19 protein-coding genes are annotated in these 21,224 nt (G+C 36.3%); 13 read left to right on the forward strand and 6 right to left on the reverse strand.

Translation table 11 applies throughout. The features are described 5' to 3' along the window. The first annotated feature begins 24 nt into the window (after window positions 1-24). The 3 genes from IGK21_RS01380 to IGK21_RS01390 all read left to right on the forward strand — a co-directional run bounded on the left by IGK21_RS01380 (window position 25) and on the right by IGK21_RS01390 (window position 2,615). A complete protein-coding gene (locus IGK21_RS01380) occupies window positions 25-1,497 on the forward strand; it encodes an MDR family MFS transporter (protein ID WP_034699264.1) in 1,473 nt (490 codons plus the stop codon). Beyond that, entirely contained in the window at window positions 1,494-2,207 is a 714-nt protein-coding gene (locus IGK21_RS01385) for a DUF4811 domain-containing protein (protein WP_010736929.1), read from the forward strand. The genes IGK21_RS01380 and IGK21_RS01385 overlap by 4 nt, the downstream gene beginning before the upstream one ends. 120 nt (window positions 2,208-2,327) lie before the next feature. Further along, window positions 2,328-2,615, forward strand: a complete 288-nt coding sequence (locus IGK21_RS01390) for a DUF1905 domain-containing protein (protein ID WP_034699260.1) — start codon at window positions 2,328-2,330, stop codon at window positions 2,613-2,615. A gap of 65 nt (window positions 2,616-2,680) precedes the next feature. Here the strand turns inward: IGK21_RS01390 and IGK21_RS01395 are convergent, their stop codons facing one another. From IGK21_RS01395 to IGK21_RS01405, 3 genes are all read right to left on the reverse strand, one after another. Continuing rightward, window positions 2,681-3,742, reverse strand: coding sequence for a hypothetical protein (locus IGK21_RS01395; RefSeq protein ID WP_181914779.1), 1,062 nt, complete (start codon window positions 3,740-3,742; stop codon window positions 2,681-2,683). 11 nt (window positions 3,743-3,753) lie between these two features. Continuing rightward, window positions 3,754-4,269 (reverse strand): RNA polymerase sigma factor, encoded by a 516-nt coding sequence (locus IGK21_RS01400; RefSeq protein WP_161638015.1) that lies wholly within the window; start codon window positions 4,267-4,269, stop codon window positions 3,754-3,756. A 532-nt stretch (window positions 4,270-4,801) separates the two neighbouring features. Then, window positions 4,802-7,138 (reverse strand): ABC transporter ATP-binding protein/permease, encoded by a 2,337-nt coding sequence (locus tag IGK21_RS01405; protein WP_181914780.1) that lies wholly within the window; start codon window positions 7,136-7,138, stop codon window positions 4,802-4,804. A 141-nt stretch (window positions 7,139-7,279) separates the two neighbouring features. Here IGK21_RS01405 and IGK21_RS01410 point away from each other — a divergent pair, with 141 nt between their 5' ends. From IGK21_RS01410 to IGK21_RS01455, 10 genes are all read left to right on the forward strand, one after another. Continuing rightward, complete coding sequence (locus IGK21_RS01410) at window positions 7,280-7,954, forward strand: response regulator transcription factor (RefSeq protein WP_010720244.1); 675 nt, start codon at window positions 7,280-7,282, stop codon at window positions 7,952-7,954. Continuing rightward, window positions 7,951-8,976 (forward strand): HAMP domain-containing sensor histidine kinase, encoded by a 1,026-nt coding sequence (locus IGK21_RS01415; protein WP_010736934.1) that lies wholly within the window; start codon window positions 7,951-7,953, stop codon window positions 8,974-8,976. The genes IGK21_RS01410 and IGK21_RS01415 overlap by 4 nt, the downstream gene beginning before the upstream one ends. Window positions 8,977-9,301: 325 nt before the next feature. Beyond that, window positions 9,302-9,619, forward strand: coding sequence for a PadR family transcriptional regulator (locus IGK21_RS01420; RefSeq protein ID WP_010736935.1), 318 nt, complete (start codon window positions 9,302-9,304; stop codon window positions 9,617-9,619). Continuing rightward, a complete protein-coding gene (locus tag IGK21_RS01425) occupies window positions 9,612-10,226 on the forward strand; it encodes a DUF1700 domain-containing protein (protein WP_010720241.1) in 615 nt (204 codons plus the stop codon). The genes IGK21_RS01420 and IGK21_RS01425 overlap by 8 nt, the downstream gene beginning before the upstream one ends. Window positions 10,227-10,243: 17 nt before the next feature. Beyond that, complete coding sequence (locus IGK21_RS01430) at window positions 10,244-11,077, forward strand: DUF4097 family beta strand repeat-containing protein (RefSeq protein ID WP_181918528.1); 834 nt, start codon at window positions 10,244-10,246, stop codon at window positions 11,075-11,077. A gap of 408 nt (window positions 11,078-11,485) precedes the next feature. After that, window positions 11,486-11,980: a DUF5348 domain-containing protein gene (locus IGK21_RS01435; RefSeq protein WP_010720238.1), complete on the forward strand. Its 495-nt coding sequence runs from the start codon at window positions 11,486-11,488 to the stop codon at window positions 11,978-11,980. 26 nt (window positions 11,981-12,006) lie between these two features. Beyond that, window positions 12,007-12,876 (forward strand): SPFH domain-containing protein, encoded by an 870-nt coding sequence (locus IGK21_RS01440; protein WP_034699254.1) that lies wholly within the window; start codon window positions 12,007-12,009, stop codon window positions 12,874-12,876. A gap of 801 nt (window positions 12,877-13,677) precedes the next feature. Further along, window positions 13,678-14,064, forward strand: a complete 387-nt coding sequence (locus IGK21_RS01445; RefSeq protein WP_034699252.1) for a YxeA family protein — start codon at window positions 13,678-13,680, stop codon at window positions 14,062-14,064. Window positions 14,065-14,070: 6 nt separating this feature from the next. Then, window positions 14,071-14,823, forward strand: a complete 753-nt coding sequence (locus tag IGK21_RS01450) for an ABC transporter ATP-binding protein (protein WP_010720235.1) — start codon at window positions 14,071-14,073, stop codon at window positions 14,821-14,823. 14 nt (window positions 14,824-14,837) lie between these two features. Then, window positions 14,838-16,646 (forward strand): FtsX-like permease family protein, encoded by a 1,809-nt coding sequence (locus tag IGK21_RS01455; RefSeq protein WP_178306224.1) that lies wholly within the window; start codon window positions 14,838-14,840, stop codon window positions 16,644-16,646. 370 nt (window positions 16,647-17,016) lie between these two features. Here the strand turns inward: IGK21_RS01455 and IGK21_RS01460 are convergent, their stop codons facing one another. The 3 genes from IGK21_RS01460 to IGK21_RS01470 form a co-directional block, all read right to left on the reverse strand. Further along, on the reverse strand, window positions 17,017-19,122 hold the full coding sequence (locus IGK21_RS01460) for a glucosaminidase domain-containing protein (RefSeq protein WP_034699243.1): 2,106 nt from the start codon (window positions 19,120-19,122) through the stop codon (window positions 17,017-17,019). A 323-nt stretch (window positions 19,123-19,445) separates the two neighbouring features. After that, a complete protein-coding gene (gene rbsR, locus IGK21_RS01465) occupies window positions 19,446-20,471 on the reverse strand; it encodes a ribose utilization transcriptional repressor RbsR (RefSeq protein ID WP_034699241.1) in 1,026 nt (341 codons plus the stop codon). Between the two features lie 84 nt (window positions 20,472-20,555). After that, a complete protein-coding gene (locus IGK21_RS01470; RefSeq protein WP_010720231.1) occupies window positions 20,556-21,161 on the reverse strand; it encodes a cysteine hydrolase in 606 nt (201 codons plus the stop codon). Window positions 21,162-21,224 lie beyond the last annotated feature (63 nt).

Genomic DNA, 21,224 nt, shown 5'->3' on the forward strand with positions numbered 1-21,224 from the left:
AAGAATTCAGAAAGAAGGAGAAATATGAATAAAAATCAACCCGTAGATATTTACGGCAAACCATATAATCGGACACTATTAGTTGTCGTTTTATTGATTGGTACCTTTTGTACGGTATTAAATCAAACCTTATTAACTACAGCTTTTCCTACGCTGATGAAAGATTTTGATATCTCTGCATCAAGTGTTCAATGGCTAACAACAGGGTTCTTATTGGTTAACGGAATCATGATTCCGATTACTGCTTGGCTGATCAATAAATTTAGTTCAAGAAGTTTATATTTATCAGCAATGTCAGTCTTTTTAATCGGAACAATTACCTGTTTTGTTGCCCCTAACTTTAGTACTTTATTGATTGGACGTTTGATCCAAGCCTGTGGTGTGGGTGTTTCAATGCCTTTATTACAAAATATTATGTTATCGATTTTCCCACCAGAAAAAAGAGGATCTGCCATGGGGATGTCAGGGATCGTTATTGGATTGGCTCCAGCTTTAGGACCAACATTATCAGGTTATATTATTGATAACTATCATTGGCGTGATCTATTTGGTATGGTCTTACCAATTGTCGTCTTAGTTTTGGTCTTAGCCTTTTTCTTGATGCGAAGCGTTATTCCGTTATCAAATCCAAGTATCGATATTCTATCTGCTATCCTTTCAACAATTGGATTTGGTAGTTTGCTTTATGGCTTTTCAAGTGTCGGTGATGCTGGATGGGGCAGTGCGAAAGTGATCGGCTTCTTGATCGTAGGGGTAATATTTATTGCCTTATTTGCATGGCGCCAACTTCGTTTGGAAAATCCATTCTTGGAACTGCGTGTATTTAAATCATCAACCTTTACAATTGCAGCAGTTTTAGCTGGTGTAACGAATATGGCGATGGTCGGTGCTGAAATGGTTGTTCCTCTATATATCCAAAATATCCGTGGTGAATCAGCTTTTCATTCTGGCTTGATGTTACTACCCGGTGCCTTGATTATGGGGGCGATGATGCCGATCACAGGTGCGATCTTTGATAAACACGGTGCAAAACGTTTAGCGATTGTCGGGATGTTCGTGCTAACCGCTGCAACAGCACCATTTGCTTTCTTAACAAAAACAACGCCTATTTTATATATTGTTGTTCTCTATGCGATTCGGATGTTTGGGATCTCTATGGTTATGATGCCAGTAACAACATCTGGTATGAATGCTTTACCAAACAAACTGATCAGTCATGGGACTGCAGTAAACAATACCTTCCGACAAATTGCTAGTTCGATTGGGACAGCTATTTTGATCAGTGTATTGACCAATGTAACAAAAGATAATCTACCTGCAAAATCAGTCTTAGAAAGCACGCCTTTAACTTATAAAGACCAAGCGATCAATGCGACATTATCTGGTTACCACGCAGCATTCTTTGTGGCGATCGTCTTTGGTGTGATTGGTTTTGTGATTGCCTTCTTATTGAAGAGAAAAGAACCTGTTCTAGCGAAAGCGGGGGATAAAGCATGATTATTTTCGTATTGATCATTAGTTTAGTGGCTTTTGCCCTAATGAATATCTTTGCAAAAAAAGCTTGGCAAACAATTGTATCATTACTTTTTGGGTTAGTCTTTGTGGCATCCTTAGGGTTGATCGTGGCTAATTTATCCAACCATTTTGGTATGGAAAAAGTAACTGAAACGAAAACCACTAACATCGTATCAAGTGCTGATTCAGATAGTGCAAATATGCTTTTATATCAAGCGTTAGGTGACGGAACTGAAAAAGTCTACCTTTACCGTACGAGTGAAGACCAAAAGAAACCAAAAGCTACCGGTACTGATAATGAAACCAATAAAGTAGAACGTACGACTGGTCAAGCGCAAAAAGTAGCAAAAACAACTTATTGGGTCTATAAAAATGATATGTATAAATTCTGGTTCAATCTAGCGGATAATAACCACGAATATGCCAGTCGTGTAAATACCTTTAAAATTCCAGCTGATTGGATCGAATTAAGTACGGATCAAGCAAAAACATTAGCGCAACGAGTAAAAGAACAACAAAGTACGATGGAAAGCGACGCAAAGGCTTTTGTACAAGAAGGTCTGATGAAAGCTATGACTGAAAATCCAGCCATGACGCCAGAAGAACAAGCAACATTGTCAAAAGAATTAGCAACGCAATTCCAACAACAAGCATTAACGAAATTAGTTGAAGAAGTCAAAGCAAATAAATAGTCAGCTAATCAAGTAAGTGCAAGAATCAGTTAATTTCAAAAAGGGCTCCTCCCTACAGTTGAACGATCAGCTGTGGAGGGTCCTTTTTTTTGTTATACTGAACAAAAAAGGGGTGGGGAAATGCAAAAAAAATATTCTTTTCAGTCAAAAATTTATGCTTCTGAAATAGGCAAGGGTGGCGCATATATCATTTTTCCTTATGATCTCAGAGAAGAGTTTGGTGTAGGCCGAGTCAAAGTTCAAGCGACATTTGATGGAGTAGCATATGAGGGAAGTATTGTGAATATGGGGGTGAAAAACGAAGATGGAACAATTTGCTACATCTTAGGGATACGTAAAGATATTCGTAAAAAAATTGAGAAAGACATCGGTGATATCGTTTCTGTAGAAGTGATTCCAAAAAATTAAAGCAGAAGATAGTTGTCTTCTGCTCATTTTTTATAACTAACATGATGGATTTACAACAATCCGATCTATTTTTCTAACTCAATTTCTCCGATTCCTTTCAATTCGAGATAAATCGAGGCTTGTTGATCATATCCAGAATAGTCAAAAGTCATATCCCAATAGTTATGTGACCCTTCAGTAACAGAAGTAAATTTAGAATATGGGTAATAGGTTGTCGTCTTTTCAGTTACTATTTTTAATTGAATATTGTTGTCGGCATTACTTTTTGGCTTTGGCAACTTTTTCAAAAAGTCTTGTTCGTCTTTAAAACGAATGACAAAATTAGTAGGATATGCCATTGCTTGCTCAATCGGTAAAAGGTGATTATTTTTTGGAGTAAAATTTATTTCATCAAAATAGTTAATCTTACTTGTATCAATAGGTAGTTCCCATTCGCCTTTAAAAATAGAATATGCTTTTGGGTCACTTGTTCTGTAGGCTGTGATGCCATTGATTTGTATGGTTGTCTCTTCAAGAGAGGGAACCGAGCCCGTTTTTGTAGGATGTAGATTGTAAATAAATTCCAATGTGTTTGTTTCTCGATCAATGCTCTGTTCCTCATTGATCGAACGGAATAGCGACAAGTCTTCTTTTTCTTCTGCTAGTCCTGAACGAAAATCAATCAAATACTGATCTTGCCCATTTTTGATCCCAAAATTTAATCCATATTTCTCCCATTTTTTGTTTAAAAGCTCCGAGTTTTTTGGAAGATGAACAGTAAAATGTAACCCTAGTTCATTTTTATCTACATAGAGTTCTGTTAACTGTATATCTGCTTTTTTATCATAAGCTGTAAGTTGTTGGCTGGAAATAAACCCTTCATGATTCAATGTTTCAGAAGTAAATTTCCCAAACCGTAAAAAATTAGCAGTTGCAGTGCCTAAGGGTGAGTAAGCATACAAACAGATACTTATGAGAAATACGGCAACAGCTATCAAATAACCCCGTTTTTTTATGTAGTTTTTAAGTGGAACCTGTTTCTCCTTTCGTATAGAGTCATAGGTGGCTTCTAATTTGGTTCGTACTTCTGAGGGTAAGCGTTCCTCTTTTTTGAGTTCTTCCATAAATTTCTTTTCAGAAATAGTCATTTTTTCTCCTCCTAGCTCTCCTCTATTTTTAGTAGTTTTTTCCCTCGAGCAAGGTGTGTCTTCACTGTATTGACTGGTTCAGATAATATCGTGCTGATTTCTTTGATGGAAAACCCATTATAGTAATAGAGCACCAACGGAATTCGATATTTCAAATCTAATTTTTGTAGCATGTGTTTTAATTCCATTGAATGTATCGTTGTATTTTTTTCTTCCTCGTATTCTACATAAAAAGTTTCTTTCTTTGATTTTTTGAGAATTTTTTTGCAATTATTAATGAGAATTTTGCATAACCAGGTGTTAAAATATTCTGGTTTTTGCACGCTTTGGATATTTTTGTAGGCCGTCAATGCTGTTTCTTGTAAACAATCTGCAATGTCTTCTGAATTGTTCAAAAACTTACGCGCTGTATTATAGAGAACAGCTTCATAACTTTTAAACAATTGGACAAATGCCTCTTTATCTCCCTCCTTTGCTTTTTTTACTAAAAATAAATCACTGGGCACACGATTTTCCTCCCACTTCATAAAGATTTTTTCTCTTACATCTATTAGAGTCAAATAAATAGGAAAAAGTTTCAAATACATAAAAATAATTTTGGCTATTTAAGCGTTTTCTAAAAGATGCATATTATATCATTTAACTGTAAAAAACATAGGTACAGAAATAGGGAATACCTACAGCTCTAAAGTTGCAATTGGAGAAGCAATATGTGCTGGGGGGTCTACACGCAAGAGTGGTACATCTACTATTCTTACAATCCAGTCAACAGTGCATGCTATGTTGTTTCTAACACATAATATTACTGACTAAAAAATAAAGAAGAAACTGAGCTAAAACTTGTCTCAGTTTCTTCTAGTATCTCTAAAAAAGAATAAATAGTGTTCAAAGTCTGACCTTCGGCAATAAGCCGAAATTGTCCAAAAAATTTGAGAAGAACCAAGTAGACGACAATCAACAGGGAAAACAAGTATTTGTGTTTCTTGTCAATTGACGGAAATTCCTTCTTATTTCTTGCTGCTAAGGACTTCTCAATCTCTTTCAAACAATATCAATCGTTTATTCTGCACGCAGAGCAATCGCTGCATCTTTTTTAGCAGCCATTCTTGCTGGGATGTGCCCACCTAACATCGTTAAGATCGTAGAGACGATCACGAGGATCAGTGCATGGAGTGGGTTCAATTGAGCCACATTTTTTAGATCAGTCATTTGATAGAGTAAATGATTGATTGGGAACGTTGCTAACCAAGCAATCAAAACACCTAATAAGCCCGAAGAAATTCCTAAGATACAAGTTTCTGCATCAAAGACACGAGTGATATCTTTTTTACGAGCCCCTAATGCTTTTAACACCCCGATTTCTTTGGTACGTTCGATGACTGAAGTATACGTGATAATACTGATCATGATCATACTTGTCACTAGTGAGATACCAGCAAAAGCAACCAATACATAAGTGATGGCATCCATCAAACCACCAGTCAATTCAGTCATTGTTCCTGCTAAGTCAGAGTAAATGATTTTATCTTCTTCTGCTTTTCCTTTGTTGTAAGCATCTAAGTAATCAAGGATTTTTTCTTTGTCACCAAAGTTATTTGGATAGATCATGATGCTAGTTGGAATGCTGTCACCGCCTAAATAGCTGATCAGTGATTGTTTAGCTGTTTCATCCACTTTTTCGTTGGACATCACATTCGTATCACTATTTTTTTGCGCTTTTACAATCTCAGAATCTTTATTTTCGTTAACGATTTGTGTCGTTAATTGATCACTATATGCGATTCCAGGGGAAAGAAGATTCATTGTTGAAGAAGATTTCACTCGTAAAATCCCTGCAATTTTTACTTCGTTCGTTGAATTAGCATACATCGTATCGTAATCAGTATTTGGAATAAAGTTGCCAGTAGGTAATTTCGTGTAGTAATCATTGTTGTTGATCACTTTGAAAGTTGTCCCAACAATGCGATCAAAGTCTAGTTTTTGACCGTCTTTTACGTCAAATCCTAGGTTTTTCAAAGCATTGATATTTGTATTGTTGTTACCATCTACGATCAAGACCACGTCATTCGCAGAAGCAGGATAACTGCCTGAAAGAAGTGAATAGTTCGCTTTTAAAAAGTTTTCTTTTTGATTGTCTAACTGTGTTGGAAAACTGGAAACACCGACACCCGTCATAGCAGACATCGTGCTTGATAACGATAATGATTCGTTTTCAGGGTTTTGGTTAGAGAAACTTACTGGTTGCACTTTACCATCAACTTGGCGAAGCATATTGATACCAGTAGCACGAGTAAAGCCAATATTATTACTTAAATTAGGATCGATATCTTTGACATAATCTACATAAGATTGGTCGATTTTATTGGTGTGCTGTGCTTTATCTTCATCACTGATTTTAGCAGTTACCTGTTTTGTATTTGGATAATCCGCTTTACTAGTACCCAATGAAGCAGAATCTGTTGAACGATTGGTTGTCACTTTGGAGATAGTGATCGGGAATTTTGCCATCGTTTCAGACTGTGTTTTATCAATTTGTTTTTGGAAGCCTGAAGATAATGCCAAGACGATCGCAATCCCGATGATCCCAATACTTGAAGCAAAGGACGTCAAAAATGTTCGCCCCTTTTTCGTGCGGATATTATTAAATGAAAGTTTCAAGGCTGTCCAGAAACTCATTTTTGTCCGACGTAAATTGAATTGATCATCTTTTGGTCGTTCGATATGAGGATGTGAATCTGCCAAGATTTTACCATCTGAAAATTCAATGATTCGATCTGCATATTGATGAGCAAGATCAGGGTTATGTGTAACCATGATTACTAGTTTCTCATTAGATAGTTCTTGGATCAATTCCATGATTTGGATACTTGTTTCGGTATCTAGAGCTCCAGTTGGTTCATCGCATAAGAGGATATCTGGATCGTTGGCTAAAGCACGAGCAATTGCGACCCGTTGCATTTGTCCGCCAGATAATTGGTTTGGTTTTTTGTGCATATGATCCGTTAAACCGACACGGCGTAAGGCTTCCTCAGCCTTTTGGCGTTTTTCTTCTTTTGCCACACCGCTAAGTGTCATCCCTAATTCAACATTTTCGATGATTCCTAAATGTCCAATCAAGTTATAACTTTGAAAAATAAAACCAATCGAATTGTTTCGGTAAGCATCCCAATCGCTATCTTTAAAGTCTTTTGTGGACTTTCCGTTGATCACCATATCTCCGGAATCATAGTTGTCTAAGCCACCGATGACATTCAACATCGTTGTTTTTCCTGAACCACTTGGACCAAGAATGGCAACAAATTCTTTTTTTCTAAAGGCAACAGATACGCCATCTAATGCTTTAGTCGTTGTTTCGCCAACTTTATAATATTTCTTTATATCTTTAAGTTGTAGCATATTCGTCCTTCTTTCTTATTAGAATATTCGGTATACTTAAAAGTATATCAGAACAATAAACGCAGTATAATCAATGAATGTTAACTCAATATGAACAATCAGAAAGAAACAAGAAATTTTTCAAAAAATCGAGGGAATAAAATGAACCGTATATTAGTAGTAGAAGATGATGAAAATTTACAATTGCTTTATCGTTCAGTATTAGAACATGCTGGTTTTTCGGTAGTCACAGCTAGTAGTGGAACAGAAGCACTAGCGCGATTGGAAAATTTTCATGTAGAATTGATTATTACCGATATCATGATGCCTGAGATGGATGGTTATGAATTGTTGGAAAGTTTACGAGATGGAAAAATAGAGCTTCCTGTGCTGATGATCACGGCTAAAGCCGATTTTGAAGATAAAAAACGCGGTTTCCAGTTAGGAACGGATGATTACATGACGAAGCCCGTAGATGTCAATGAAATGGTTTTACGTGTGGAAGCGTTATTAAGGCGAGCAAAAATCAATCATAGTAATCAATTGAATATTGGAAATACTACCTTAGATCAGGAAACGTATGAAGTAAGACAAAATGAAAAGGTCAGTGTGCTACCTCAGAAAGAATTTCTTTTGCTTTACAAACTGTTAGCTTATCCGAATAAGATTTTTACGAGACAACAATTGATGGACGATATTTGGGGGTTGGATACAAATACAGAAGAACGAACGATCGATGTACATATCAAACGATTAAGGACACGTTTTGAAGCAAGTGAAGATTTTCAGCTCATCACCGTTAGAGGACTCGGGTATAAAGCGGAGGTCAAAAGATGAAAAAGAAATTATACTCTCAACTGTGGATCTACTTTGCTAGCATTGTGTTTGTTTCAATATTAGTGACTCTACTGTGCTTCTTAGGCTTTATTTTTTTGCTTTCTCATCAAAATGTTACGCCATCTGAACGACCAACACTCTATCCGTTATTCGTTTTTGCTTTTTTTAGCATGATCGTCGGCACGGTAATCTCTGGCTTTGTCGGTCATAGGATCTTGAAGCCAATCAGTGAATTACGTAAAAATATGAGTAAAGTAGCTACAGGTGATTTTTCTATTCGAATGGAGGAACCTCCCAAAGTCGCAGAAGTCCAACAGTTATATAAAGATTTCAACGTGATGGTCCAAGAACTCAATAGCATCGAAACGCTAAGAAATGATTTTGTTTCGAGTGTTTCTCATGAGTTTAAAACACCACTAGCGACGATCCAAGGCTATGTCCAATTGTTACAAGCACCAGATATTCCAGAAGAAGAGAAGCAAGTGTTTTTGCAACGATTGATTGAAAATATTACTCAGCTCTCACAGTTGACTGAAAATATCTTGAAACTAAATAAGTTAGAAAACCAAAGTGTCAAAATCGAAAAGCATAAATTTCGTTTAGATGAACAAATACGAGAAGTCATCGTGTTTTTGCAACCTAAATGGGAAGGGTTGAAGTTGCATATCGATTTGGATACGGTCTTTTATGAGGGAAACGAAGAATTTTTATACCAAGTGTGGTTGAATATCATGGATAATGCGATCAAGTATAATCAACCTGATGGCAAGATCGAAATTCGTTTGACTCAAAATGCTACAGATATTTTATTGGAAGTAACGGATTCAGGTGTAGGGATGAACGAAGAAACTCAAAATCGCATTTTTGAAAAATTTTATCAAGGAGACACAAGCCGTCAGATGGCTGGCAATGGCTTGGGATTGTCTTTGGTAAAAAAAATCCTTGAATTGCATGAGGGTACGATACGCTATAACAGCATTCCTGAGGTAGGAACCACAGCTGTGATCAGCTTGAAAAAATAAAAAGCTAAACTTTAATGATGAAGTAGTTGTTCTGTTCAATTGTTTTATTATGAACTAAAACCAGATCAATTACGTGATAAAAGAAACATACTAAGATGAGTGGTAAGGTATTCCGTCGACTAATCTTAGTATGTTTTTGTCTTTCTCAAATGGCTCAACTCTAATAATCTGAAGCAGCAATTGATTTCGGAGCGTTATTCATAGATTTTAGATCTGACTATTATGCTGTTTTATTTAAAAATAATCAACATTTATATTTTAAAACAATATTATATGTAGTATAATATGTTATGAAAGAAGATATTGTATAAAAGAAGGTGAAGGAATGCACATCCAAGTTCCAACGATATTACTTGATGGCACGGTATTAGCTGCATTGAGTAAAGAAGATATGTATGGCTATGCGTTGACTAAAATCGTACAGGAAAGCCTGTCGGTAAGTGAGTCAACGATGTATCCCGTCTTAAGAAGGTTAAAAAAAGAAGGATTTTTAGATACTTATGATGAACCCTTTGAAGGAAGAAATCGTCGATATTATCAATTAACACCAGCGGGGTATAATCGGTTAGAAGATATTATTGATGAGTGGATCGTCTTTCGAGATTCCTTAAATCGATTATTGGAGGATAATAAACATGAATGAATATTTAGATGAGGTAATAGAGGAAATCCAAGAGATTCCTGAAGATGACCGATTCGATTTGATTCAATATTATGAAGAATATTTTTTAGATTCTGGCAAAACAATTGATCAAATCATTGAAGAATATGGTACGCCTAAACAGTTTGCGCTTAAATTGAAAATCAATTATTTCTCTGAACAAGATGATTCAGCAACAGATGAAGTCAACCCAAGAAGTTCTAAACGACAAATTCGGTTGATTTGGATGATCGTGATTGGCTTATGTGCCTCCCCTCTGTTGATTCCTTTGGCGATTGGTTTTGTTGCAGTGATCGTGGGGTTATTATGTCTATTAGTCGCTTTGCTGGTAGGTGGTTATGTCGGTTGTATTACTGTTTTAGGGCTTGGATTATTTTCAGTTGTTTCGGGTATTGGTGTGTTGGGGCAGTCGATAGAAAGTGGATTATTTTACGTTGGATTAGGGCTATTCGCTACCGGAACCGTCGTCTTCTGTGCGCCGCTCCTTCTGAAAATGACAAAATGGATATTTAAAATGATGATGAATTTTGTGAAGTGGGTTGGACGTCGTTTTGTAACGAGACGTGCGATTCATTCGTCGAAGTTATAAGAAAAAGAGGTGTGAAGATGAAATTAAAATATTTTTTAATGGCTGGTCTAGGCTTGATGGTTAGTGGTGGCTTACTTGCTGGGACAACCTATGCGTTTGGGACGCACCGAAGCCTTGCTTGGGAAAATGGCCCTCAATTGGTCGAAATGAACCATGACTCACAAGTGATATCGACAAAAGAAAAAATCAACAAAATAGTGGTCAATGCACAATACCAACAAGTTGAGATCAAACGTGGCAAAAATTTTGAAGTTAACTCTACGTATGAAAAAGCAAGTAAACCTCAAGTCACTACTAAAGGAGATACTTTGACGATTAACGGAAATGGTCGTGAACAAAACGTCTTGTTTCATGTAATGAATAACACATCCAAAATCACCCTGACAGTTCCTAGCGAACTTCCTTTAGATCAACTTGTGTTAGAAGGAGAGCAAGGACAACTTTTATTAAATGACGTAGTGAGTGAGAATGTTTCCGTTACAAATAATGGTGGATACATTACATTTAATAAAGTTGATGGAAAAAAAGTTAAAGTAAATTCTGTGCAAAGTTATGTAAATATTGATAATTCAGATATTTCAAACATCGAATTGAATGCCAAGTATGGGAATCTATTCTTAAATGGATTCAAAAATACCAAAGGAACAGTTATGTTAGAAAATTGCTATGTAGACTTTCTTGATAATGGAGAGATTGGATTAGATATTGATCTATTAGGGATGTCAACTGTCACAAAAAATAATGAAGAATTACCAATCAAAACAGTGATCAAAGGAGAAAACAATATAAAAATCACTGGTTATGATAGTAGTGTGGTGATAGCTGACGAAAACCATCAGTATGATGTTTAAAAAGGATAAAGTCTGTCATTAAGAGTAAGTAAAGAGAAATAAATCGAAGAGGTTCAAAGATAGGTGCAACTATTTTTGGAACTTTTCGATTTTTTGATTAAGCGATTTTTTTCAAAAGATTTTGAATGGCGGTCGTTGATTATGGATGATGATCCACGTAAAAGTTTTTTTCGAATAACGGTTTATTCACATTTAGATAACGATTTTACATCTTTTATCTCGGATAGGTGTTTGATAGATAGTTTCTCAGATAGGTTAGCTAATATAACAGACATGACTGTTAGGATGCTAAGACATCGGGCAGTATCATGGGGAAGAACGATTTTTTTCATCGCTTAACTTACAAATCTGTAGTAAAATAAGAGAAAATAGAGAAAACACAGCTGAGATAATAAGGTGGAAAAATAGATGAGAATAGATGAAGCGAAACGAGAAGAGCTACAGTTAGAAATAACAAAATTACATAATTATCTCACGGAACTTAATCATAAATATTATGATACAAAAAAAGAACGTGTGATGATCGATTACCCGAATAACTCAGAAGGTCGGCAATTAGAACAAGTTTACAATGAAGTATTCCATCATTTATTGAAAGTAAAGAGGGAATTAGACTATTACTCTTTGCCGATTTTAGATACAGGGATCTTAAAGTACGACGAAGAAAAAGAGCGTTTTGTGTTCAAATCAGTTCGAGAGAATTTGATTCTTTCTGCAGGAATTGATTTAGAGATTTTAGTGGAAGATTATTTTACTGAAGAAAAACATTGGGTACGCACAAGGTTAGAATATCTACCCCAAACTTCCGGAGGACCACAAGTGAGTGGTTGGTATATCACAGAAGATAAGGAATTAGAATTAGAGGGAGTGATGGCACGGATTAGAAAGAAACCAATCATGTAGGAATGGTCTAAGAAAGGAACTAAGTGATGAGTGAAAAGAAAGCGGTTTATGTAAATGGGTATATTGGATTGATCGGTTTGGTGTTATTAGTTGGTATCGGCGGCTTCTTATTCTATTTTGGCATGACAAGTGGAGCGATCTTCCAGACGGTCATGGGTTTTGTTTGTTGGTTGATTGCTATTGCACTACTAAGCTCCGCAACGGTTGTTAGTCCCAACCAAGCAAAAGTTATTTTGTTTTTTGGACAGTACATTGGGACGATACGAGAAAGTGGTTTTTTCTTAACGGTTCCGTTTGCACAAAAAATCAACTTATCTTTAAAAGTACGAAATTTTAACAGTTCGGTTTTAAAGGTGAACGATTTAGATGGCAATCCCATCGAAATATCTGCCGTCGTAGTTTTTAAAGTTGTTGACACGGCTAAGGCGTTGTTCGATGTGGCGTATTACCAAGACTTTGTTGAGATTCAAAGTGAGACAGCGATTCGTCATATTGCCAGCCAATACCCTTATGATACTTTCAATGAAGAAGATTTGACTTTGCGAGGCAATACGACTGCCATCTCTGATGAATTAGCCAACGAGCTACAAGAGCGGTTATCTGTTGCTGGGGTCGAGGTGATTGAAACGAGATTGAATCATCTAGCTTATGCGACTGAGATTGCTAGTGCAATGTTACAAAGACAACAAGCAAAAGCTATTTTATCTGCTCGGCAAACAATCGTTGAAGGAGCAGTTACGATGACACAAATGGCATTGGAACAAATTGAAACAGGACAAGAAATCAATTTCACAGATGATCGGAAAGTCCAATTAATCAATAACCTACTTGTTTCGATTATTACAGATAAAGGAACACAACCAGTCATTAATACAGGGACAGTGAAAGAAAAATAGCCATTATTGAGTAAATATCGTATGATTGTAACGAATTTTTTAACTGTATTTTTTCTATAATAGAACAGTAGAGTAGTCAGAGACTGAGCCAAAACTCAGTCTTTTTTAGTATTTCTAAAAACGAATAAACGGTGTTCAAAGAGCTGACCTTCGGCGATAAGTCAAAAATCTCAAAACATGGGGAGCTGTTTCAAGATTTTCATCCTTAACGCTCAGGTCAAGTCACTCTTTTCACGACCTCTTGCTAAACGGCGTTCAAGAAGCAACTCCTCAACAATAAGCGATGATTTTCTAAAATATGAGGAGCTATTTAAAAAAATCCTCTCTTATTCGCTCGGAGTTGAACGCTTCTTTCACAGCCTCTTGCTTTAAACGGTGTTCAAACATCAGCTCCTTGAAATAAGCCTGAATTTTTCAAAACATGAGAAGCTGTTTCAAAAAATTCTTTCTTATTGTCATCAGAGCTACCCGATGTTTTCACGACCTCTGATTCACGGCGTTCAAAGAGCTGACCTCTTGTTTACAGTAAGACCAAAGTAGCATCTTCAAAAAATATGAGAAGCAGTTTTCGGAAATTCCTTCTTATTTCTTGATGCTAAACACTTTTATCTAAAATTCTTTTTATAAAATTTACCGAACCATCGTCTGAATAAAAAACGATTCGATTCAAGCTTGCGGATCACTCTTTTGCTTTGTGATAGATAAATGACAATATTGAAAGATATTTGACAGTTAAATCAAAGGTAAAATACGGTCTTTTTTTTTATAATTGCCCTATCATATGTGAAAGAAGGAGAGGAAATGAAGAAACTACTGGTCGGGATTGGCATTTCCATTGCAGCGTTGGTATTAGGTTCGGTAGTTTTTATCTTTGGGGGCCTAAAAATTGCGGATCGAATGATCATGGGTGGCGATAGCTACTATGTCAAAATTACGACAGATGGAGAAAAAGAGGAAATAAAAGATAATCGTAATGAAATAACCATCCAATATAAATATACTCTTCCCGGATATGATGAAAAGGGAAGTGAAAAAATATTAACATTTAATGGACAAAAACCTCGTCCTTTAAGAAAAGGAGCCTATTTAGAGATTACATGGAATAAAAGCAAAGGTGTCACTTCTTATGAGGAAGTCAAACAAAACGATATACCTAAGTTAGCACAAGAAAAACTAAGTAAAGGATAGGTGAAAATGGAAAAAATTGTTGAGGTTCAAAATGTAACAAAAATCTACGGTAAGAATAATGAGAAGAAAACACAAGCCTTAAGTGGGATCAGCTTTACAGTAGAAAAAGGAGAATTTATCGGAATCATGGGGGCTTCTGGATCTGGTAAATCAACGTTACTAAATATTTTATCTACATTAGACAAACCCACAGACGGAAATATCCGAATCAATCAAAACGATGTAACGAAGTTAAAGGGAAACCAATTAGCAGACTTTCGTGCGAAAGAGATTGGTTTTATTTTCCAAGATTTTAATTTACTAGAAAACTTAACTGCACAAGAAAACATTGCAGTACCACTTTCCTTACAAGGTGTTAAACCTAAAGAAATCAAGCGACGGGTCAAAGCAGTAGCAGAACGTTTATCGATTTCTCATATCATGGGAAGTTATCCTTCTGAAATTTCAGGTGGTCAAAAACAACGGGTAGCAGCAGCTCGTGCCTTGGTTACACAACCAACGATCTTATTAGGTGATGAACCGACTGGAGCTTTAGATTCTAAGAGTGCGCGTGATTTGCTAGATACGATGAAAGAATTGAATCAAAAAGATGATGTTTCAATTCTATTAGTAACACATGATCCATTTTCTGCTAGCTACTGTGAACGAATCTTATTTATCAAAGATGGCGGTATCCACGAAGAAGTCAAACGTGGCGAACAAAGCCGTGATGAGTTTTATCGTCATATTCTAACGATCTTAGGAAATCTAGAACAGTAAGGGGAGGAAAAAACATGCTTTGGAAATTATCGCTTACTGGGATTAAAGGGCGTTTAAGAGATTATATTGTTTTATTTTCAGGTTTGGTTATGACTTCAGCTATTTTTTATATGTTCGAGTCAATCGCAAGCAATGAAGCGTTTTTAGAAAGTAATTCTACCGTTGGATCAACTGTTTTAATTTTTCATTTTGGCTCGGTATTATTAGCAATCATTACTTTTGTATACATCCTTTATGCTAATTCATTTTTAATGGCGATGCGTCAGAAAGATTATGCAATGTTTATGATGTTAGGGGCTAAGGGCAGAAAAATTGCACAAATGATTTTTACCGAAACATTTGTTGTGGGTGCAACGGCGACCGTCGTTGGCTCTGCGATTGGTGTAGGGCTAACAAGTATTGTGGAACGAATACTCGTTGAACAATTAAACATTTCAATTACACATTTTACACCATTTAGTGTAAAGGGTATTCTGATCACTCTTTTCTTTTTTGCTGTTTTGTTTTTATTAGCAGCAATCACCAATGCTTTTTCAATTGTGAAAAAGCCAATTCTTACATTGATTCGTGCGGAAGCTACACCAACACGAATGAAACAAAATAAATTTTTATTTTTACTTGAAGTTGTATTAGGGGTTGTTTTATTAGGCGTTGGTTATTACGTTCTATCAGAAATTGCACGTATTGGATTGTCTGGTTTAGGGATTTCTCTCGTAACGATTTGTCTGGGAACCTATTTCATTTTCCATTCAGTGATTATTTTCTTCTTGTCTTTACTGAAAAAATCAGAAGGTATCTCATTGAAAAAGTTGAACAACTTTACCTTATCACAATTAAGCTTTAGGATTCGTGACTATACGCAAATGCTTTCAATGGTAGCGATCTTATTTGCTTTAGCTTTAGGAGCGTTAACGGTTGGTTTAGGATTCAGAAATCAAATCTCCGCATTGACCAATTCATCAAACGCTTATGATTTAGTTCTAAACAATGCACAAAAGATTGACCAAGGAAAAGTCAGAGAACTAAATCCAACGTCAAATAACATCTATGCTCAAAAAGAAGATGAACAATACGTTTATTACAATTATGATGAATGGGAAAAAGAGCCGCTTAGATATATTGCATATAGTGGGAACACTTTTGCGGATAACAAAGTAAAGACAGCAACTGCTGAAGAAATCGCAAAATCAAGTGAATTGCAAGAGACATTAAGACAAAACGAATTACCTACGCAACAAGCGAAGGGAATAAAATTAGTTCGTGCGAGTGAATTCGATCAATTAGCGTTGCCAGAAACAACGTTACAATTAATTACAGTCAAAGATTTTGAAGCAAGTTTACCAGGTATCGAAACATTAGTGAAAGAAAATAATCAAGTCAATCCAGAGTTGAAAGATTACCAAGCCATGAGTGGACAAAAATATGAAATGTATCAACAAGTGAATGGTATTTTCTCAGGGATGGAATTTATGGGCTTCTTCCTAGGAATTGCGTTCTTAGCGATGTTAGCAAGTTGCTTGATGTTTAAGATTCTTTCAGGTAGTAAGAGCGATATTGGTCGATATACGATGTTAGAAAAAATCGGTGCGACTCGTGGCTTATTAAGACAATCGATTCGACGAGAAATTGGTGTTTTATTCTTAGCGCCTGGTATTTTAGGAGCGATCCATGTCTTATTTGGTTTAAGACTATTTGAATTTTTAATGAATGATCCATATCGTGATGTGTTGATACCATTCGGAATTTTCTTTGTCATGTACTTTATTTACTATGTATTGACTGTTTGGTTATATACAAGTATTGTTTTGAAAAGAGAGAAATAAAAATACTCTAAATAGGTGAAATTGGTTGGTTTCATCGATAGCACTTGTTAAAGAGACGAAAAAGAAGCATTGGTTCATCTGAGGTATTGACTAGGTAATATCAGCTTCTGGAATAAATTTCCATATGGATTACTGAAGTGGTTTGATGGACGATCCAATAGTTTAACAAAAGGCACACTCCTTTGATTTTTGTTCGTTACTTGAATCTTACAAGGTTGTGTGCTTTTTGTGTACGCTAAAACAAGAAACATCTGAGACATCACACGTTCACTCTAAACATGAATAAGCCGGAGAAGAGACTGAGACAAAACTTGTCTCAACCTCATCTCCGGCTTGTTTTCAGAGCTAGACACTTCTGTCATAGCTTTTTTTAAGTTAATCTACTCCATGATGGATGGATGATCGCTAAGTTTTTCAATAAAGGAATGGTGTCGGCTTTGACTTTAATGACAGTCGTTTTTGGAATTTCTCTGGCAGATAGTTGCAAGTACAATTCCCAGTAATTTGGTGTTTTCATTGTAGAAAGATATTCTGGTTTTTTCGTAATTGTTTTTAAAGACCAAGTGTCTACGTCAACTAGCGACATCTCATTTTTATCCCAAGACACAGGTACTACCAAAGGTTTTGAAACATTTTTAACTTTGGTTTCTTTATTATCTTCTTTTTTCGGTTCATCGTATTTAGTTAAATCATACGATTCAATGATCGCATTCAATTTTTTGGCGTATTGTTTATCTGTAGCATAGCGGCCTTCCAGATACTTCGTTGCCTCTTTATAACTTTTGGCTTCAGATTTCCAAGTTGGTTTGTAGAAATCTTTATTATTGGACAACCCGCCTTTGATCAATTTCGCATAGTCTTCTAAGCTTTCTTTATAAGAAGGGTATTTACGGAAGGTTGCATGGATTTGGTAATTTGCACCGTTGCTGTCTTGTTCCAAAGTATTGAACAAAACACTTTTTCCTTCATAAGTTCCTTTTATGCCAAACAGATTATAGTTTGGTTCACTTGCCAACAAACTATTGCCAGAACCACTTTCTAAAATCGCTTGAGCCATCATAACAGAAGCGTAAATGCCTTCTTTTTGACCAATTTCTTGCGCGCTTGTAGCAATTTTTTTCAAAAACTGATCTGTTGTTTGATTTTTTGTAAAGTTGAATGAATCATTTAAACCATCTAAAATCGACTGGTTTTTCAGTTGGTCAGTCACGCTTGGTAGACCTGCGATATTGACACGTACTGCAAAATCTGGTCTGAAATCAGCAATTGAAGTAATCCGAACTTTGTCGCCTGGTTGAGGGGCATGAATAAATTGTCCATTACCAATATAAATCCCAACGTGATGAGTGACACCTGAGGAAGGTCCCCAGAATACTAAGTCACCTGGTTGTGCTTGATCTACTGGAATCTGTGTTCCAGCGTATTGTTGTTCACCTGTCCATCCACCGATATAATGACCAGTGGCTTTCATGTAAACATAATAAGCTAAACCCGAACAGTCAAATGTACTTGGTCCTTTTGCTCCCCAAACGTAGGGTCTGCCTAAATATTTATAGGCTTCTTTCACGATTTCTTTTTGAACTGCTGTCGTGTTTGTTGGTAAAGTTGTTTCAATCGGTGTTTTGCTGACAAAATCGGAGGACCCGTCTACAGGATTTTCAATTCCTGCCTGTTGACCTTTATTTTTGTCATTTGTTTGGTGATTGGAAGAATTATTGGTATTCGCTGAAACAACTGAATCGTTACTGGTTGACGTTGACGGTTTCGATTGTTCTTTTGAACTATCAGTTGGTTTATTTTTATCTGTGCTAGGTTTCGTTGTATCATTAGGTTTTGTCGTTTGAGAAGAATCTTGCGTATTTCCAGCTGAATTAGTCGTATCCTGAGTAGAAGAGTCTTCAGATGGAACAGTTGGTGTGTTGAATGAAGCAGTCAATGATAGATCCATTACACCAACGACAAAGAATCTTTTTTGATAATTCACTTCTTGGGCACCATTTACTTGGAAAGAAAGTAATTTTTCACCTTTAGGAGGGGTGATTTCATAGAACACTTTCGTTCCTTCTTTCAATCCACTGACCGTGCCATTAGGTTGGATGGTCAACTCTTTTTCTTCTCGAGGGGCGTTACTGATAACAGACAGCTTAATTTTCCCCAGTAATTCGGGATTAACTGTCAGTGTATGTGTCGCAACTTCTTCCGCAGGTTTCTCAGTTGATTCACCTGTTTCAGTCGTTGATGAATCAGTGGTTGATGATTCGCCCGTTGAGCCAGTTGTGGCTGATGAATCTGTGGTGGACGATTCAGTTGTGTCTGTACTTGAGGCTGTTGAAGTTACAGAATCACTTCCCGAAACAAGTGAGCTACTTGTAGTTGTTGGTTGGTTTTCTGTTGCAAAAACAGCTTGAGTCGATAAAATCGTTGGAGCAATCAGCCAAGATGCAGCAAGTAGGCGTATTGCTTTATTTTTGTTCATATGCGGTACTCCTTTTCTTTTTGCTTGTGACGAGTCTCTATGCTCATGCAACTGTTGTTAATACATAACAAAGATCTGATTTTTTTTGATTAATAAGCTACGATTCTTTTTTCTAATAAGTCGCTTCGCTTTAACATTTTAATTATTCTGCATGCCATTAATTTGTTGGGGGAGAACAAATTTGGGGGAAATGGTCATACTACTTAAATTGTACCAAAGGAGATAGATTTCTACAAAATATTTGTAAAAATAACGACCGTAAAAAACAAAAAAAAAATAAAACACAAAAATACTTCATCATGTTTTATTTTTTTCTTCATAATTTATTCACAAACGCTACTTACACGCTTAGTTGAAGCTCTTTTTTTCAATTCTACTGGTAATAATTTTTCGCTCCATTCTTTTTCAGGTGACTGGATACGGGCTAATAATAATTGAGCAGCAGATTGTCCTAATTCAAAAATTGGTTGAGCGATCGTCGTTAATTTTGGTTTGACATATTCACACATATCCACATTATCGTATCCAATCACACTATAATCTTCGGGGATTTTCTTTCCATGTTCTTCCAACCCACGATAAATACCAAAAGCGAGCTCGTCGTTTAAGGCAAAGATTGCGGTCGCAGAGGAATTAAGAATCGTTGGAACGACCTGGTACCCACCATTTTTAGAAAAATGAGTAGGTAGTAACAATAAATTGTCGTGCGAGAGCTGATAAAAATCTAGTGCATGTTTAAAACCCTCGATCCTACGATAGACGTTTTCAGGGGGATTTTGTGGATAAACGAGCGCAATGGATTGGTGACCTAAATGAAGTAAGTGTGTACCAGCCAAGTATCCTCCACGAAAATCATCTGTGCTGATCGCATCACTAAATCCTTCAGCCTTTTTTTGATCCAACACAATAAAAGGTCGATTTTGTTTCTTGAGATTTTCATTGATTGCTGTAGTCGAAACAGCGGAAGTAGCTATGATAAACCCATCGACGCCTCGTCGTGCTAATTCAGCTAAATACTCAATTTCTTTTTGATGGTCAGAATCAGCGTTACATAAAATCGTCACGAAGTTTTGTTTGTATAACACATCTTCAATTCCACGCATTAGCGTATTAAAAAAAGGGTTGGTGATATCCGGCACGAGGACACCAATCGTTTTTGTTTCTTTCGTAATCATTTGGCGAGCGACATAGTCAGGTTGATAGCCGAGAATGTCTTTTGAAGCAAGCACTTTTTCAACTGTTTTAGCGCTGAATTTTTCTTCATTACCATTTAAAATCAATGAAACAGTGGCAATGGAAACACCAGAATGTTTTGCCACGTCTTTAATCGTTATTTTCTTTTTCTTCATTCTGATACTCCTATCTAACGGTTACTTTTATTTTCCCATGGAAAACCAGCAATGTAAATGAAAAACAAGGCGTGTTTGGTTCCTTTATCTGGCTTCTTCGATTGCTTGAAGGATTTCTTTGGTTGTACGCACCCGTGCTGTTTTTGGAAACATTTTTTCAAAAAAGAGCGTATGAAGTTCTAGATCTCGATCACTACAACCATCTTCGATAACAATAACATGGTAACCATGTTGAAAAGCATCTAAAGCGGTGGCATAGACACCGTTTGAAGTTGCTACACCTGAAAGAATGAGCGTATCGATCTTTCTTCGACGAAGTTGGGCATCTAAAGACGTTCCAAAAAAAGCACTTGGATTATGTTTAGTGATCGTGAGTGTGTTTTGTGTTCCTTTGGTGGTAGGTTCAAGTAATAAATCAGTAAATTCTTTAGGGGGGGTATAAAAAGAACCTGCTTGTGCTCGGTCATTTTTAGCACTCAAATACTGAAAGCTGGTAATATCGACATTGACTAGTATATTCCAAGCAGGTGTATGCTTTAACTGCTCAGCAATCAGTTGATTGTTTGAGAGGATGGTGGTTGCATCATAAGGGAATAATTGCCCAGAATTCACAATTCCTTTTTGGAGATCGATCGGTAAAAAAGCTGTTTTTGCTAATTCGAGTGGAATAGGTGATTTTGTAGTAGTCATGGGTTTTCCTTCTTTCAATAAATAGATCGTTTTCCATGTAAGTAAAACATAATTTCTGTATTT

The sequence above is a fragment of the Enterococcus sp. DIV1421a genome (genome assembly GCF_051711025.1).
GTDB classification, from domain to species: Bacteria; Bacillota; Bacilli; order Lactobacillales; family Enterococcaceae; genus Enterococcus_B; species Enterococcus_B hirae.